This window comes from Sphingomonas brevis (assembly GCF_023516505.1).
GTDB classification, from domain to species: Bacteria; Pseudomonadota; Alphaproteobacteria; order Sphingomonadales; family Sphingomonadaceae; genus Sphingomicrobium; species Sphingomicrobium breve.
Map to the genome: position 1 here is coordinate 965,594 of NZ_JAMGBB010000001.1, position 16,456 is coordinate 982,049.

Here is a 16,456-nt window from a genome sequence, read left to right on the forward strand (position 1 = left end):
GCCTTTCCCTAGGCTAGGCATAGGCGACGATGGACGATCCCCGCCTCGCATCAATGTCGCCTGATGAGCTCAAGGGTCTTATGCGCGCCCTCGGTTACCGGACTCAAAGCGATCTTGCCAATGCGATCGGTGTCAGCCGCTCGGCCGTCAGCCTGTGGCTGGAAGGCAAGGTCGGAGTTCCCCGGCCCGTGGCCATGCTGCTGCGCATGTTGGTCGGCGCCCAACGCCGGGCATTCTAGCTTCCTACCGGTGAAAAGTTCACGGCAGTCGTGACTCCGTCACGCTGCGCTGGAATCGGTGAGGCAATAGCCAAGGCTTGGGCCAAGGCGATTCTCACATTCCAGCGAGGACCATCATGGCAAATGCGGCGGCGAAAATTCTGAAGCAGATCGAAGAAAATGAGATCGAGTATGTCGATCTCCGTTTCACGGATCCCAAGGGCAAGTGGCAGCATCTGTCGATGGTCGCTTCGGTCATCGACGAGGACATGCTGACCGACGGCTTCATGTTCGACGGCTCGTCGATCGCCGGCTGGAAGGCGATCAACGAGAGCGACATGATCCTGATGCCTGACCTCGAGGCGGCCTATGTCGACCCCTTCTCGGCGACGCCCATGCTGATCCTGGTCTGCAACGTGGTCGAACCCTCGACCGGCGAACTTTACGCGCGCGATCCCCGCTCCACCGCCACGCGGGCAGAATCCTATTTGAAGGCGACCGGCATCGGCGACACTGTATTTGTCGGTCCCGAGGCCGAGTTTTTCATGTTTGACGATGTCCGCTTTGAAGATGGCTACGCCGCCTCCGGCTTTACTATCGACGATATCGAGCTGCCGACAAACACGGCCACCAAATATGACGGCGGCAACCTTGCCCATCGCCCGCGCGCCAAGGGCGGCTATTTCCCGGTCGCGCCAGTCGACAGCGCCGTCGATATCCGCGGCGAGATGGTCTCGACGATGATTGAAATGGGCCTGCCCTGCGACAAGCATCACCATGAGGTGGCCGCCGCCCAGCATGAGCTCGGCCTGACCTATGGCAAGCTGGTCGAGACTGCCGACCGCATGCAGGTCTACAAATATGTCGTCCACATGGTCGCCAACGCCTATGGCAAGACGGCAACCTTCATGCCCAAGCCGATTGCTCAGGATAATGGCAGCGGCATGCACACCCACATGTCGATCTGGAAAGGCGGCAAGCCGCTGTTCGCCGGCAACGGTTATGCCGGGCTGTCGGAAATGGCGCTCTATTTCATTGGCGGCGTGATCAAGCACGCCCGTGCCCTGAACGCCTTCACCAATCCGACGACCAATAGTTACAAGCGGCTCGTCCCGGGCTTCGAGGCGCCGGTGCTGCTGGCCTATTCGAGCCGCAACCGCTCTGCATCATGCCGGATACCCTATGGCGCGGGAGAAAAGGCCAAGCGGGTTGAGTTCCGCTTCCCGGATGCAATGGCAAATCCCTACCTTGCCTATGCAGCGCTGCTGATGGCTGGTCTCGACGGTATTCAGAGCCGCATTCATCCCGGCGAAGCAATGGACAAGAACCTCTACGACCTGCCGCCGGCCGAGCTGGTCAATGTTCCGACCGTGTGCGGCAGTCTTCGCGAGGCGCTGGTAGCCCTTGGCAACGACCGGGCCTTCCTGACCAAGGGCGACGTGTTCAGTGACGACCAGATCGATGCCTACATCGAACTCAAGTGGGACGAGGTCATGCGTTGGGAGACCACGCCGTCGCCGGTTGAGTTCGATATGTATTATTCGGCTTAAGCAATCCGCAGCCGCGATGCCGGGGGCATCGTGGACCGGTTACTCGGCCCGTTAATTAAATGCGGGCCGAAGCCTGAAAGTTACCGGATCGTAACCCTTTGCAGGCCATCGTGCGCGCGTCATGGCGTGTGAGGTCGTCTCGATGAACAGTTTCCGTAAGGCCATCCTGACCGGGAAGGGCCTCAAGGTTGACCCTGTCGTCCCGCAGAAGAGCACCCGCGGCGCGGTCGAGGACGACCTGTCGACGGTCGAGGTGCCGCGCGGCGAAGAGCGCTCGCAGAACCACCGCGACGACGATCGCCACCGCCTTGAGCAAGAGACGATCTGCGTTCGGTTCGAAGGTTCGGAGCATCAGGCCGACCTGATCAACCTGTCCGGTGGCGGAGCCATGATCCGCGCCGACTTTTCCCCGCGCCTGTGGGAGCGCGTCGACCTGATCTTCGCCGAAGGGTCGGAGATCGAATGCGCCGTTCGCTGGCTGCGTGACGATCGCGTCGGGCTGGAATTCGCTCACGAAACAAAGATCGATTGCGATGCCGAAACACGCGACAAACTGCTGCTCGATGTCATTCGCCGCAGCTTCGGTGACGTGAAGATTACGACAGCCAAGCGCGAAGATATGCCGATCAGGGCCGCGCCCTTGGCCAAAAGCCCGGATGAAGAAGACGAGGTCGCCAACAGCCGGCGCAACGAGCGCCGCCATCCGCTCGTGTGGATGGGCCAGGTTTTCTACAACCACGATTGCGAGAAGGTTCGGCTGCGCAACATTTCGGAGAATGGCGCCCTGATCGAAGCACCGATCGTCTATCCGCTGGGCGCTGAAATCTATCTGGACCTGGATGATGCCGGGCAACATTTCGCCACGGTCAGCTGGACCTTCGGCGACAAGATCGGGCTCAAGTTCAAGGATAAGTTCGATCTTCGGGTACTGGGCAAGTCAAAGCCGGTAGTGACCCCGTCGATGCTTACCCGCCCCGGCCCTACTCAGGCCATGGCCGATCAGGACAATCCATGGGCCGAGGGCTGGAACCGTCAGTCGATTGACGACTTGCGCGACGACCTGGAAGGTTTCCTGAAGCGTTAAGCCGCTCACCTATGCCTCCGGGCTAGATTGCGCTGATCAATCCTCCAGGATCAGGCTGGTCGCCTGGGTTTCACGCATTCTCAGGACCGCAATCAGATAGATTGCACAAAGCCCTGAAATATATATGTAAAACCATTGCTCGTGGCCGATATTCTTAAGCCACAGAGCAATATATTCCGCCGTCCCGCCAAAGATTGTGTTGGCAATCGCGAAGGGCAGCGCGACCCCTAGCGCGCGTATATCGGCTGGGAACAACTCCGCTTTTACGATCGCGTTGATCGACGTGTAACCGGTGACCATCACCAGCGCAGCCATCACCAGAGCGAATGCTTTCCCGACAGTGTGGGTATCGGCCAGCGTCACAAAAATCGGGTAAGTGAAAAGCGTTCCGCACACCCCAAAGAAGATCATTAGCGGCCGCCGGCCAAGCCGGTCGGACAGCCTCCCGGCAATCGGCTGCAGCAAGAGCATGATCGCCAAGGCGACGGTCATCAGTTGAGAAGCGGTTGCCTTGTCGAAGCCGCTGGTGTTGGCCAGGAACTTCTGCAGGTAGATGGTGTAAGCGTAAAATGACGCCGTGCCCCCCGCGGTGATCGCGATCACGAGGAAGGCTTCACGGGGATGGTGGCGAAACAGGTTGCGAATTGACGATTTCCGCCGCTCCGTTTGTGCAGCCACATTTTCATAGCTGACCGTCTCGTCGAGACGACGGCGGATGAAGAACACCACAATTGCCAACACCGCCCCGGCGATGAAGCCGACCCGCCAACCCCAGGCATGCATGGCGTCTTCGCCCAGCACTGCCTGCAGGAATACCAGCAGCGCGAGCGCGCAAAGCTGCCCGCCGATGATTGTCACATAAAGAAAGCTTGACCAGAATCCGCGTCTTTCGCGGTCGGCGATCTCCGACATGTAGGTCGCGCTCGACCCATATTCGCCGCCAAGGCTCAGCCCCTGGACGATCCGCGCTACAAGCAGGATTGCCGGCGACAGGATTCCCGCCTGGGCATGGGTCGGCGCGACCGCGATCATCAGCGATCCGAGACACATCAGGCTGACCGAAAGGGTCAGACCGGCCTTGCGGCCCTTGTGATCGGCGTAGATTCCCATCAGCCAGGCGCCGACCGGCCTCATCACGAAGCCTACGGCAAATATTGCCGCGGTCTGGAGCAGCTGCGCCGTCTGGTCGCCCTTGGGAAAAAAGCTGGATGCGAAGTAAAGCGCGAAAGCAGAATAGACGTACCAGTCGAACCATTCGACCAGATTGCCGGCCGACCCGCCAACGATGTTTTTCAGGCGGCTGTTACGCTCCTGGCTAGCGGGCATCGAACTTGGTCACTTCGAGCAAGAAATAGCGCTCCCCGTTTCGAGTCATCCGCAATTGCCCGGGAAACACCGCCCCGTTCGAATTGAGTAGGCCATCGAAACGGAATTCCTGCCACGCCCTGCCGCCCTCTGCGGGAACCTCGTTTACGGCGCCGCTCAATTGGCCGTCCGGTCCAATCCGGAACCAGGTCGCAACCGGGCCCGGCACGCTGAACAGATTGACGCCTTCCGCCAAATGCCGCGGCAACTGTTCGGCTGCAACCTGAAGCTGCTGGTAGAAGCCGAACTGGGCCCGCTCCTCATCCCACATTTCCTTGGGCATCGGCTGCGCCTGACCGCCCCGCTCGATCGTCCCACCGGTCGAGGAAAGCGTCATTCGCCGAAGCCCTTTGGCTTCGCCGAGATCAACCGGCCAGCTCTCGCTCACCACTTTGCCGTCGCGGTCGATGCTCGACCGTACCGCGATCTTGAGGACTTGGCCGGGTGGATAGACTTCGGCCTTACCTTCCCAGCTAAGCGTCAACGGACTGGCTGCTGCCGCCAATAAGGCAAGGCCAATCAAGCCGCCGCTCCCCTCGCCTTCTCGGCAAGGCGTCCGCTGTACGCCATATAGATCAGCAGCCCGATAATCTGGGCGATCACGAAGAACTTCTGGGTCTGCCATGGCAGGTTGAGAAACAGATAAACGCAGCCCAAAATGCCGCCCAGGCCGACGACCCATGGCAGGGGCGTCCTGAATTTGCGTTCGCGATCAGGCTCGCGGCGGCGGAGTACCAGCATCGCGGCGCAAACCGCCGTGAAAGCTGCGAGTGTCCCCGCGTTGGCCAAGGCTGCAATCCTATCGAGCGGGATAATGCCGGCAAAAGCCGAGGTGACGACCGCGGTGAAGACGGTGATGCGCACCGGCGAGCCGCGGCTGGAAACCCGGGCCAGACTGCTCGGCAGAAGTCCATCGCGGGCGATGGTGAAGAAGATGCGGCTCTGTCCATAGAAGAAGGCAAGGATGACGGTCGGCAAAGCGACTACGGCCGAGACTGCAAGGATCTTGGCCGCCCAAGGCTGCCCGATTTCGCGCAAAATGAGCGCCAATGGCTCCGGACTATTGGCGAAGCCGGTGTAGGGAACCGCGCCGATCGCGGCCGCCGCGATCGCCATGTAGATAAGCACGCAAACCGCCATTGATCCGACAATGCCGATTGCCAGATCCCGGCCGGGATTCTTCGCTTCCTCGGCCGCGGTGGCAATTGCGTCGAAGCCGTAGAAAGCAAAAAAGATAATGGCTGCGGCCGCCATCACGCCGACTTCGGTCGCCTTTCCATCGGCGCCTATTACCGTGTGCTTGGCGAAGCCTTGGGCCATGAACGGCTCGAAATGCGCGGAATTGAACACGCCGAATGCCACCACCAGGAACAAGGCCAGCGCCAGCAATTTGATCACCACCAATATCGCGTTGAGCGTCGCGCTCTCGCGTGTTCCGGCGATCAGCAGGCCCGCGACGACCACGATGATGAAGATCGCCGGGATATTGATGATCCCGCCAAGCTCCGGCCCCTGCGCCAGGCTCATTGGATAGTTGAGATACTCATGCAGCAGCGGCGCGGCGTAGCCGGACCAGCCGACCGCGACCGCGCTCACCACCAATGTATATTCAAGGATCAGGGCAACCCCGATCATCCAGGCGATAAGCTCGCCAAAGACAACATAGGAATAAGTATAAGCCGACCCCGACGCCGGGATCATCGTCGCAACTTCGGCATAGGCCAGCGCCGCGCAGGCGCAGATCACGCCGGCGATGGCGAATGACAGGATCACGGCCGGCCCGGCCTTGCCCGCGCCAACACCAATCAACGTGAGAATGCCGGTTCCGACGATGGCGCCGACCCCTAGCGCGACGAGGTGCGGCCAGGACAATGTCTGCGCCAGCCGGTGATGCTCCGGCATGTCCTCACGAGCGACAATCGACTTGCGAACGTTCCAGTTCTTCACCGGCTTCCCCCTCAATAATCCTTGCTGACACGCACGTTGGCACTGGTTCGGCCAATCGTCGAGACCGACGACAGGATCGAGAGCCAACGCGTGACCTGATATTCCGCCCGCGTCGCCGAATAACCCTGACCATCCGTGATCACTTCCACGAAAAGTTTCCGGGTAAGGTACTTGCCCGCCGACACGGCAGTCTTCTGTCCGGTTGCGACGTCGGCCGGAAGAATCCGCAACCGGTCCAGCCCGACGGCCCGGCGAAGCGCGTTGATCGGGTCCAGTGTGCCGGACCCAGAGCGGAGCGCCGCCACGGCAGTTGCCAATTGAAGTGCCTCCGGCGCCGACAGGTTGGTGATCGACGTCCCAAACAACAGCCGCGAAAGCAGTTCGTCCTGCGGCAACTGAGGTACGGAGGCGAAGGTGATTTCAGGCTTCAGCCCGGTCCCACCGACCAGGATACTGGCGTCCAATCCCTGGATCTGGGCCGCTGCCCTGATGTCGAGGAATGGGTCGGGAGGACTCTCTCCACGGAACCGGATCGCGCCGCGATCAAGCCGGAAATTACGTCCGGCAAATTCATAGTCGCCCCGGATCAGGTCCGCTCGCCCGGTCAACCGCGGCGCATCGACTGTGCCTTTGACGCTAAGGTCGGTCGTCCATCTGCTATCGATGCCAAGTCCGCGCACATTAAGCTCGCCGCCGGCCACATCGACATCGAGCTTCCACGGCTGGAGCTGCCGCAGTTCGATAACCTCATCGGCATCCTGTCCGACATTTCGAACCACCAATTGCGGCACCGATGCCGCCGCGCTCGCCCTGCCGAGGGTGAAGCGCCCGCTATCGAGGTGCAGCTTGCCGCTGATCGTTCCACCTTCGCCGCCCGACTTGATCGCCAGCGGTCCGGTTACCGTTGCGGCCAAATCATCGCGGTCGAGCAAGCGGGCTCTCGCCGCGTCGAACTTGAGGTCCAGTCCGGTCTTGCCGCCCGAAAAATCGACCGTGCCGCTGCCGCTGATCGTGCCGCCGCCGGGAGTGGATCCGGTAATTCCGGACAGGACCAGCCTCGGCCCGGCGAACCGGCCCTGTGCATGGACTCGCTCGACCACCATACCGGTGACGGCGCTTTCGATTCTCGCGCCGTCGGCCTTGAGCGAGCCGCGAATCTGCGGTTCGACCAGCCGCCCGCCGATATCGGCGCCGATCGCGATCGGGCCCGACAGGTCGAAAACCTCGACGCCCGACAGACGCCACAGCGTGTCAGCGGGGCCCGCATAGCGCATCTGCAGCAACATCGGCGCATTCATCAGTTCGGCGACGATCGGGCCGCGACCCAAAGGCGCGAACCGGGCCTGCGCCCGGCCGATTGCCTTCCCGTCGCTGACCGCGACCGCGCGCAACGCCGCCCGGCCCTGACCCAGCACCGCGTTGACGCCCACATCGATCGGTTTTGAGGTCAGCACCAATCCGGCCCGGCTAAGTCCGCGCACCCGCAAATTGGCGCTGCCCGAGGGCTGACCTGCCCAGCTATATTCGACACGGCCGCTGGCAATTCCCCCCAGCTCCGCCTTGGGCCAGACGACATCGAGCAATTGCAACGGCAGAGCCTGGATGTCGGCGCGGAACTGCGGCTGATCGCCGGTCCGGCCGGAAAGCGTTCCGAGGCCGCCACCAAAGCGTACGCGCGTCGGTGCGACCTCCCATCCGCCAGCGACCCTGGTCAAAACCGCCGGGCTTTCCAGCGTCAATGGCTTGCGATCCAGTTCGCCACGGCCGGTAACGCTGACCCTGTCCGGTGTGACATTGGCCAAGGCGACGAGTTGGAATGCGCTACCGCGCATTCCCGAAACCGCGGCACGCACCTGGCCCGTACCATTGACCAGATGCGCATTCGCCGAGACCCGCGCCAGCGAAACGCCACTGGTTGAGAGCCCGCGCGCGGTAACGACGCCGTCGAGCGTCGTCTGCTCCTCAGCAAGGATGATCGTCCCGTCGACCCGTCCGGTACGGACACTCAAGGCCGGCGGGCCGGCGAGGTTGAGGCCGTTGGCCGCGAGGTGAGCTTCGATCCGCTGATCGTCGTTGACCGGCGCGAAATCGAGCGTCCCATTAATTGGCCCGTTTGCAAGCCGGAGCTGGCCGGTGAATCCTCCGGGATCGGCCCTGAGCGATCCGGTCGCAGTGGAGCCGGCGACATTCAGCGCCGCAATGGCGATCGTCGTCTTCTCGCCCCGGGGCAGCAGGATATCGCCGTTGGAGGTGAAGGGGCCGAGCCGGGATTGGCCTTCCGCCCGATAGGCAAAGCCCTGTACGGTCGGATCGAGGAACAGCCGCATGTCACGGATGCCCAGCACGTCATTGGGACGCTCCAGGAACAGCTCCACCTTGGGCCGCTCGATACGACCGTCGAGCCGCAGCCGGAGCGGCCCATATTGCGCCTGAGTCCCGCGCGCCTCGATCAGGAAGGTGCCGTCCTTGCGGCGAATGCCCGCCCCTGACAGCCGCAGCTTGGGGGAATAAAGCTGCAGGTTGGTTAGGTGCACAATGCCATCATTGCCGCGTTCAAGGTCCGTGGTCAGGCGCGGCAGACCTCCGGTCAGGGAGGCAAAAAAGCTGTTATCGAGCCGGCGGACCCAGGCCTGCGCCTTGCCGAGCACCCTGGATCCCTTGCCTCCCGGGCCCGGCACAACCTGGAGCTGCGTTTCCACATCGACGACGCCAAGGCCTGGAATCAGGTAGCGCTTCATCCCGCCGGATATGGCGATGTCGAACCGGCCGGTCTTAAGGTCGATCAACAGCGAAAGCGTGCCGTTGACCTTGGCGCTGGAAAGCTTGAGCTTTTCGCCCCGGGCGAACTGCGGAGTGATCGCCAGAAATCCCTGCAGGCTAAGGTTGGCCAATATCCCGCCTGCGATATCGCCCACTCCGGTAATCGCCCGCGCCTTTAGCAGCAGCGGCACCCGCATCGGCCAGGGCGACAGCTTGCCACGACCTTCGGCGCGAACGTCGACAAAGCCGGTCCTGTCGAAGGCGACCTGAGGGCTGGTCAGGCGGTAGGCATAGTCGGCGCTGGCCCTTGGACCGTCGAGCGTCCACACCATCCGCACGTTGCGGCCGGTCATGTTGGGGAACAGCGCCGGCGGGCGCAGCAGGTCGATGCCGATCGCAACCTCATCGTAGCGGCCTTGGGCGAAGTCCAGCTTGCCGGCGGCTGCCGCCCTCAGAGACGGCGACGTCATGGTCAGCTTGCCGTCGAGGATCCGCTGCTCGAACGTCGCATCGCCGCTGACCTTCACCACCGGCGCTGTCAGCCGCTGAAGCTTGCCTTTGAGAAATGGCGACAGCGCCAGGTTGCCGGTCAGGCGGTAACGGCCGCTGTCCACGCCCAATATTAGCTTGGCCGTGTCGCGCCGCTCGACCAGCAAATGTGCCGAGCCTCGCCATTTGGTCCAGCTGCCGTCGCCAGAAATTGTCAGGTCGATCGGCCGTTTCAACCCGACCAAAGCCGGGATCAGCCCGTCGCCCGGCGCAATTGCACGGACGTCGAGATCGAACCGATCCCGATCAGGCTCGGCATCGAGCAAAGCGATCAGCTTGTCGCCGTCGAGCATTCCGAGCTTGAGGCCGATCATTGCCCTGCCGGCGCGAATGTCGGCTTCACCCGACAGGCTTCCGGCCCTGGCTGCACCGCTTACTTCGCGCGCCAGTTCAAGCCGGTCGATCGTGAGACTGCCGATATGGATGTCGAATTTGGGCAGCAACGGCCCCTTGCGGCCGGTCTTCCGGAGCTTGGGTAAGCGCTGGACACGCACCAGCGGGGATTCCAGACGGTCGATATGCAGGCTGTTGTACAGCCAGGCTCCGGGTGCCCAGTCGACCATGATTTCCGGGCTGGTCGCGAACACTCCGTCCGGATCGCTGACGGCGACGCCCTTCAGGCGCGCCACGCCATAGATCGATCCCTCGATCCGCGCGACACGGATCCGAAGCCCGGTCGCGGTTTCGACCTGGCCGATCCGATCGACGATGAACCGATGGCCCGGAGCGGTGTCGAGCAGGATCAACCCCCCGAACGCCAATGCCATCAGAACCAGCAGCAACACCGCCAATTCAATCGCCAGGCGCCGCGCCCAATGGCGGCGAGCGGAAGCAACGAAGGGAGCGCCTCCCGCCTCGCCAGGGGTGATCGCGGCCTCGACCATCAGAATGCCTGACCCAGTCCGACAACGACTGCGATCGAGCCGTCGCCGGATTTGCGGTTGAGCGGGGTGCCGACGTCGATGCGGATCGGTCCGAAGCTGGAATAGTAACGGGCGCCTAGCCCGACGCCGATCTGCCAGTCGCCGAACTTGGGCATTGCGTTGGTCGACAGAGTACCGCCGTCGATAAACGGCACGATTCCGAAATTGCCGCCGAACGCCTTCAATCGAATGCGGGCTTCAAGACTGAACTCTGCCAGGCTGCGCCCGCCGATGGGATCGCCATCGATATCGCGTGGCCCGAGCCGCTGGTAGCCGTAGCCCCGCACCGAACCCCCGCCGCCCGAATAAAATCGCCGCGACGGCGCGATATCGTCCCGGCTCGCGCCGACAATGGTACCGACGCGCACTCGCCCGGCAGCCACGATCCGGCTCGACAGCTTATGATAGGCACTGCTGTCTAGCTGAACCCGGGCGTAGGGGAATGTGCCACCCTGAAAGCTGATCTCCGGGCTCAAACGGCCCAGCAGGCGGAATCCCTTGGTCGGATCGAGCAGGTCGTCGGTGGCGTCATAGCCAAGGCTGCCCGGGATCGCGCCGATGAAGAATGTTCGCCGCCGTGGTTCGCCAGTCGCTTCGATCGTGTCTCGCTCGTCCGAGGCGACCAGCTCGGCGCCAAGGCTCCAGGTCCACTTCTTCTGCCAGATGAAATTGCTTTGCCGCTCGAACCCGCCTGACAGAGAAAGGGTACGCGCTTCGAACGCGTCGCGATCGACGTGACTGGCCAGGATCTGGGCATTGAGCACCTGATCGCGCCGCAGCCAATTGCTGCGGCGGACCGAGACCGCTCCCAATTGCTCCTGCGTACCCGCAACCCCGCGAACCGTCAGCGCCCCCTCTGGATTGAAGAAATTGCGGTGCTGCCAGCTCGCTTCTCCGCGAAGCCCTTCGCCCGTGCCATAGCCCGCTTCGCCGGCGATGGTCCGCATCGGTGCCGGGTCAAGCTTGACCGCAAGGTCGATGATTCGGCCATCGTCACGCGGAATCTGCGTGACTTCGACCGACGCCACCAGGCCGGTGGCGATCAGGGCCCGCCTCAAGTCGGCGACTTCGTCGGCCTCGAACCGGTCCCCCGGCTTGAACCGTGCAATCTGCTGAACATGCCGCGGGGAAAAGGGCGGCTGACCGGATACGGTGATGCTGCCGAATTTCGCCACCGGTCCCGGGATTACCGGAAGCACCAATCGTGCGGTCTGCGCCTCATGGTCGACCATTATGTCTTGCTCGCCAACCTTGGCGGTCGCGAACCCGCGTTCGCCCAGCGCGACCTGAAGCGCGACGCCAGCGGCAATCACTTTCTGCGCAACGACCGGATCGCCGGCCTTGACCGCGAAGGCGTCTCTCAATCCCGCCGCCTCGTTCCCTGCCGCCGCCTCGATCCCGGGCAGTTCAACGCTCTCGAAGTGATACTGCTGGCCGGCGACGGCTGACAGAATGATGGCCAGTGCGCCATTGGCGGTGTTGATTTGCGGCTCGACCGTCGCGTCATAATAGCCTTGGCTACGAAGCAGTTCGGCCAGCAGCTCGGCGTCGGCCCTGGCTCGCCGGTCGATCTGCGCTGCGTTGGCCCTGTGCTTGCGATCGGCCTTAAGGGTCGAGCGTGCGTCGAATCCGGCCCTGATCTCATCCGTCGCTTCAAGCCCCTCGATGCCTTCGATCGACCAGCGATAGTTGCGTGTGGCCGAGGCATCCTCGACACCTTCGGCCGCCTGCTCGGTCGCTTCCGCCGCGGCCTCGGGCGCGACGCCTTCCACCTCAGGCGGTAAAACCGGGTCGGGTTGATTGAGGTCTGGCCATTCCACACCCAGGTCGGGCATGGAATCGAGCGGGGCCGAAGGGTCGAGCTCTGCCGGATCGGTGACTGGTGGAGCGGTTTGGGCACAGAGCGGGGCAGCGCCGAGCGCCAGCCCGGCACAGCCCGCAAGCCAATGGAACCCTGTTCCTAGCCCGGCGCGACGCTCACCCATCGAGGATCAGCCTAGCATGGAGGAAGAACGACGCCACCTCCCGCGCGCACGCGGGCTAGCGCGCCTGTCGCGCGCTCCGGCTTTCTCACTAAAACTTAATGGACGGTGCCGCGAACTTCCTGGTCGGACAGAGTGACGATCACCCGTTCGATCTGGCGCCAATGGCAGAAGCGGAGGACATTGCCCTGGTCGCGGCTATGCTCGGCCCTCGCCGCTGCTTCAAACCCGGCATCATCGCCATAGGTTTCCAGCAGAAGCGCGGCATCGGCCAGCGCGGCTCGGCCATGTATGTAGGGCATCTCCATGGCCCCGATTTAGCTCACGCTACCTTGCGGTTCGGCGCACAGACAAGGTCAACGAAACGTCAACCATGTTTGCGAGCCGTCATGCCGGGGGGCATGACGAGATTGCGAACATCTGGCTTCGATTGAGGCAATCTGCCATTCGCTTGGCCATGAACCGTCGCTCGACCGCCGCCGGCGGAATCTTCCTGTTCCTCGGCCTGCTCATCGGCGCCACCTATGGCATCAACGCCGGTGAGCCGATGCTGGGAGTGCTGCTTGGGTTCGGCGCCGGGATAATCCTGGCGCTGCTGGTGTGGCTTATCGACCGCCGGCGGAATTGATATCGAAGGTCATGCGACCCTGCGCGCCGCCCAGATTACGCGGCCGATGCAGTCGATCTCATCCAGCCCGCAATCCGGAAGATCGATATAGGCCGGATTATCGGACTGGACCGTAAGACGGCGGCCCACAGGGTGGATCGCCAGCCGCTTGACCAGCAGTGCCCCGTCGACGCGCAGCACATAAATACCATCGCGCAGCCGGTCCGGCCCATCGGCGAGATCGACCAAAATATCGTCGCCATCATTCAGTGTCGGCGCCATTGAATCGCCCTCGATGCGAATCACCGACAGGCTGTCCGCCAAAGATCGGGTCATCGACTTCAGCCAGCGCGGATCAAAGGCGAAATAGGGCCGCACGCTTTCCTCGCCGGAGAGTGCGCCAGGGCCAGTCGACGTCCTTACCGCGGTGCGCGGGACTGGAACGAGCTCGCCAAATTCCGCCGCGGGATCGGCCGAAGGGCCACCCAGCATCGACTCGGGAATCCGGAAATGACGCGCCAGCATCCTGCGCTCATTTTCTCCGAGCTGCTTCGGAGTGCCCTTGCGCAGATATTGCTGAACATATGCCGCATTGCGCCCGATCATGCGCGACAGCGAGGCGAAATTATCTCCCCGCTCCGCACAAAGCCGTTCCAGCACCTGCCGAGGGGTAGAGTTCATGCGGTCAGATTAACCATAGGAAAATTCCTAGACAAGTAGGAAACTCATTGGAATTGAAGCAGCCGCCGATTCGCCGAACGTTGGGGACAAACAGCCGTGCATTTGCTTCGACACGTGGAGAAATATCTAAAGATCAGCAACACGCCAGCGGCCCGCTTCGGCCGCGAGGCAATGGGCGACCCTCGGTTCGTATTCGATTTGCGCAGGGGGCGAGAGCCGCGGCCGCGAACGGTCGCTCGGATCCTTGCCTTCCTGGAGACCGGCCAATGATGAAACTGGCCCTTTCGCCTGCTGCGGCCGGGCTATTGCGCGCCTTGCTGGCCAAGGCCGGCATCAAGCGAGATAGGATTTTGCTTACTGAATGCCGGTCCACTGATTGGCATTCCCTAACCTTTATTGGAGAACGGCACGAAATCGAGCTGCGGGTAGCTGGGCCGGACGCCGACCTAATCTGTGAGCGCTTAACCAGGGGCCTCAATGAAGCGGAGTTCGCCATACCGGGCCAGCTTGTCGCCGACATCGGGCTGGAGCGGCCGCCAAGGCGGAACAGCGACTCATCCGTCAGCCTCTTCATAGAGGCGCTCACCATTGCCGAGTAGAGGACTGTCCGGGGGGCAATCTGACGAGGCAATCGAATGACTAGCGCAAATTAGCGCGGATATTGGCGAGCGCGGCATGAAGTGCAGCGCTGGCGTCGACTTGCTGATCGACCGCGGAAAGCTCCGCCCCCGCCGGCCTGCCCTGTTCGTTCAAATAATCCGAAATTTTGAGCACCAGTTCGCCGGGCGTGGGCTCCGCCCGCGCAAATAATTGCACGACCCGGGAATCTGCGTCCGGCTCGATCAGCCGATCTTCAAGCAGCAGCACGTCATCGTCGTCGGAGAACTCAAATTCGACCGCGTCGAATTCTGTTCCGTCCGCGACGGGCGCGACGCCCGCCATCCGCATTGCGACGAACCCGGCTGCCAGACCGATCACCCCGCACCCCACTTTGGCCACCAGTGGCAGTCCAGCGAGCGCGGCCGACCAGGCCGCGGCGCAGGCGAGAATCAACGGTGCGGCCCATTCTGCCACAGCTTCGACAGGATGCGGTTTTCCGGCCCAGGTCATTGCACCAACATAGCGCCAATTGATTGCCAAGCCGTTTAGGCGCTCGGCTTAGGCCCTCGCCTCAATCGCCGCGATCAACGCAGCGGTAAAGGCCGGCACATCGTCGGGCTTGCGGCTGGTGATGATATTTCCGTCTGTCACCGCTTCCTCGTCGACCACCTCGGCCCCGGCGTTCTTGAGATCGGTTCGGATCGACGGCCAGCTGGTCGCCTGCCGACCGCACAGCAGATTCGCTTCGACCAGCAGCCAGGGCCCGTGGCAGATGGCGGCGACCGGTTTGTCGGTATTGGCGAATTCCCGGATCAGCCCGATCGCATCTTCGTGGGTACGCAACTGGTCCGGGTTGCTTACGCCACCTGGTAACAGCAGCGCGTCATAGTCCGCGGCAGTCGCGTCCTTGATCAACAGGTCGGGCTTTATCGACTTGCCCGGCTCGTCATGCACCGTTCCCATAATCTCATCCAGGCTGAGTGAGGCGAGCGTCACCTTGGCGCCCTTGCCGAGCAAAATCTCGCGCGGCCCGAACAGTTCGCTCTCCTCGAACCGGTTAGTGGCCATGATCAGCACATGGGCTTCGCCGATTGGCGGCATATTCATCTCCTTGGGCCGGCGAAACGGGAACCGCGACGCCCTTGCTCCTTTATGGCTCGACCAACGATGGAGGTCGCCAAAAGCATGTTGCGTCATAGCTCCGACAACGAGCCGGGCTACAGCCGTCAACAGAAGGGCCGATTCTGGGCCTATTTCGACGAACATGGCAAGCGGATCACCAACCGTGACGAGATCGACCGCCTGAATAAGATCGCTCTGCCGCCGGCCTATACCGACGCCTGGTATTGCAAGGATGCCAACGGGCACCTGCAGGCCACCGGGCGCGATGCCCGCGGCCGCAAACAATACCGCTATCATCCCGATTATCGGCTCAAGCGCGACACGTCGAAATATGAAGGCTGCCTAGAGTTCGGCGCGGCGCTCCCCAAACTTCGAGCCCGGGTCGAGCGCGACCTCGGGAAACGCAAGCTTGAGCGCGATACGGTGCTGGCAGCGGTTGTGCGCCTGCTCGACCGGGAGCAAATGCGGGTCGGCAACGAGGAATATGCCCGCGACAACAAGAGCTTCGGCGCGACGACGCTGCGTACGCGCCACCTGCGCCGCGCCGGTGGCAAGCTGAAGATGCGCTTCACCGGCAAGCACGGCATCATTCACGAAGCCACGATCACCGACCGCAATTTGAAGCGCGTCGTCAGCAAGTGCCAGGACCTTCCCGGCCAGATGCTGTTCCAATATGTGAACGGCGACGGCGAGCCTCAGCCCGTCACTTCGGCGGACGTCAATGCCTATATCCGTGAGACGACCGGCGGCGACTTCACCGCCAAGCATTTCCGAACCTGGGGAGCCAGCGTCATCTTCTTCGACCAGCTGCTGCGCAAGGATGAGGAAAAGCGCCTCAGCCTGAAAACGGCGCTCGAACCGGTTGCCGAAGCTCTCGGCAACACGCCTGCCATCAGCCGCAAGAGCTATGTTCATCCCAGGCTGATTGATGCTCTCCAGGAAGATCCTCGCGATCCGCTCCACGGCATGACCCGCCCGTCTCCCCGCCGTCGGCTGACCGGCGCGGAGACCGCGTTCCTGGCCTTCCTCAAGAAGAAGCCGCGCCGGCGAAGGAAGGCAGCGGCTTGA

Annotated in this window: 16 protein-coding genes; 7 read left to right on the forward strand and 9 right to left on the reverse strand. The window is 62.6% G+C overall.

Annotated elements, in window-relative coordinates:
- The first annotated feature begins 29 nt into the window (after positions 1-29).
- The 3 genes from LZ518_RS04980 (at position 30) to LZ518_RS04990 (ending at position 2,852) form a co-directional block, all read left to right on the forward strand.
- Positions 30-239, forward strand: coding sequence for a helix-turn-helix domain-containing protein (locus LZ518_RS04980; protein ID WP_249914911.1), 210 nt, complete (start codon positions 30-32; stop codon positions 237-239).
- Between the two features lie 116 nt (positions 240-355).
- The gene (gene glnA, locus LZ518_RS04985) at positions 356-1,768 is read left to right on the forward strand and encodes a type I glutamate--ammonia ligase (RefSeq protein WP_249914912.1); all 1,413 of its coding nucleotides are present in this window, start codon (positions 356-358) and stop codon (positions 1,766-1,768) included.
- Between the two features lie 142 nt (positions 1,769-1,910).
- On the forward strand, positions 1,911-2,852 hold the full coding sequence (locus LZ518_RS04990; protein WP_249914913.1) for a PilZ domain-containing protein: 942 nt from the start codon (positions 1,911-1,913) through the stop codon (positions 2,850-2,852).
- Between the two features lie 36 nt (positions 2,853-2,888).
- Here the strand turns inward: LZ518_RS04990 and LZ518_RS04995 are convergent, their stop codons facing one another.
- The 6 genes from LZ518_RS04995 to LZ518_RS05020 form a co-directional block, all read right to left on the reverse strand.
- Positions 2,889-4,178, reverse strand: coding sequence for an MFS transporter (locus LZ518_RS04995; protein WP_249914914.1), 1,290 nt, complete (start codon positions 4,176-4,178; stop codon positions 2,889-2,891).
- Positions 4,168-4,701 (reverse strand): hypothetical protein, encoded by a 534-nt coding sequence (locus LZ518_RS05000; RefSeq protein ID WP_249914915.1) that lies wholly within the window; start codon positions 4,699-4,701, stop codon positions 4,168-4,170. The genes LZ518_RS04995 and LZ518_RS05000 overlap by 11 nt, the downstream gene beginning before the upstream one ends.
- 35 nt (positions 4,702-4,736) lie before the next feature.
- Entirely contained in the window at positions 4,737-6,119 is a 1,383-nt protein-coding gene (locus tag LZ518_RS05005) for an amino acid permease (protein ID WP_249916506.1), read from the reverse strand.
- A 56-nt stretch (positions 6,120-6,175) separates the two neighbouring features.
- A complete protein-coding gene (locus LZ518_RS05010) occupies positions 6,176-10,357 on the reverse strand; it encodes a translocation/assembly module TamB domain-containing protein (RefSeq protein WP_249914916.1) in 4,182 nt (1,393 codons plus the stop codon).
- Positions 10,357-12,381, reverse strand: coding sequence for an autotransporter assembly complex protein TamA (locus LZ518_RS05015; RefSeq protein WP_249914917.1), 2,025 nt, complete (start codon positions 12,379-12,381; stop codon positions 10,357-10,359). The genes LZ518_RS05010 and LZ518_RS05015 overlap by 1 nt, the downstream gene beginning before the upstream one ends.
- A gap of 95 nt (positions 12,382-12,476) precedes the next feature.
- Complete coding sequence (locus LZ518_RS05020; protein ID WP_249914918.1) at positions 12,477-12,680, reverse strand: hypothetical protein; 204 nt, start codon at positions 12,678-12,680, stop codon at positions 12,477-12,479.
- A gap of 155 nt (positions 12,681-12,835) precedes the next feature.
- Between LZ518_RS05020 and LZ518_RS05025 the strand changes: the two genes are divergently transcribed.
- On the forward strand, positions 12,836-13,006 hold the full coding sequence (locus tag LZ518_RS05025; RefSeq protein WP_249914919.1) for a hypothetical protein: 171 nt from the start codon (positions 12,836-12,838) through the stop codon (positions 13,004-13,006).
- A 9-nt stretch (positions 13,007-13,015) separates the two neighbouring features.
- Here LZ518_RS05025 and LZ518_RS05030 read toward each other — a convergent pair whose 3' ends face one another.
- Entirely contained in the window at positions 13,016-13,666 is a 651-nt protein-coding gene (locus tag LZ518_RS05030) for a S24 family peptidase (protein WP_249914920.1), read from the reverse strand.
- Positions 13,667-13,780: 114 nt separating this feature from the next.
- Between LZ518_RS05030 and LZ518_RS05035 the strand changes: the two genes are divergently transcribed.
- Both LZ518_RS05035 and LZ518_RS05040 read left to right on the forward strand, forming a co-directional pair.
- Positions 13,781-13,936 (forward strand): hypothetical protein, encoded by a 156-nt coding sequence (locus tag LZ518_RS05035; protein WP_249914921.1) that lies wholly within the window; start codon positions 13,781-13,783, stop codon positions 13,934-13,936.
- A complete protein-coding gene (locus LZ518_RS05040; RefSeq protein WP_249914922.1) occupies positions 13,933-14,265 on the forward strand; it encodes a hypothetical protein in 333 nt (110 codons plus the stop codon). Before LZ518_RS05035 ends, LZ518_RS05040 begins: the two co-directional genes overlap by 4 nt.
- A gap of 40 nt (positions 14,266-14,305) precedes the next feature.
- Here the strand turns inward: LZ518_RS05040 and LZ518_RS05045 are convergent, their stop codons facing one another.
- The gene (locus LZ518_RS05045) at positions 14,306-14,806 is read right to left on the reverse strand and encodes a hypothetical protein (RefSeq protein WP_249914923.1); all 501 of its coding nucleotides are present in this window, start codon (positions 14,804-14,806) and stop codon (positions 14,306-14,308) included.
- Between the two features lie 18 nt (positions 14,807-14,824).
- Positions 14,825-15,367 carry a type 1 glutamine amidotransferase domain-containing protein gene (locus LZ518_RS05050; RefSeq protein WP_249916507.1) on the reverse strand — a complete coding sequence of 181 codons (543 nt, stop codon included), beginning with the start codon at positions 15,365-15,367 and terminating at the stop codon, positions 14,825-14,827.
- Positions 15,368-15,451: 84 nt separating this feature from the next.
- Here LZ518_RS05050 and LZ518_RS05055 point away from each other — a divergent pair, with 84 nt between their 5' ends.
- The gene (locus LZ518_RS05055) at positions 15,452-16,456 is read left to right on the forward strand and encodes a DNA topoisomerase IB (RefSeq protein WP_249914924.1); all 1,005 of its coding nucleotides are present in this window, start codon (positions 15,452-15,454) and stop codon (positions 16,454-16,456) included.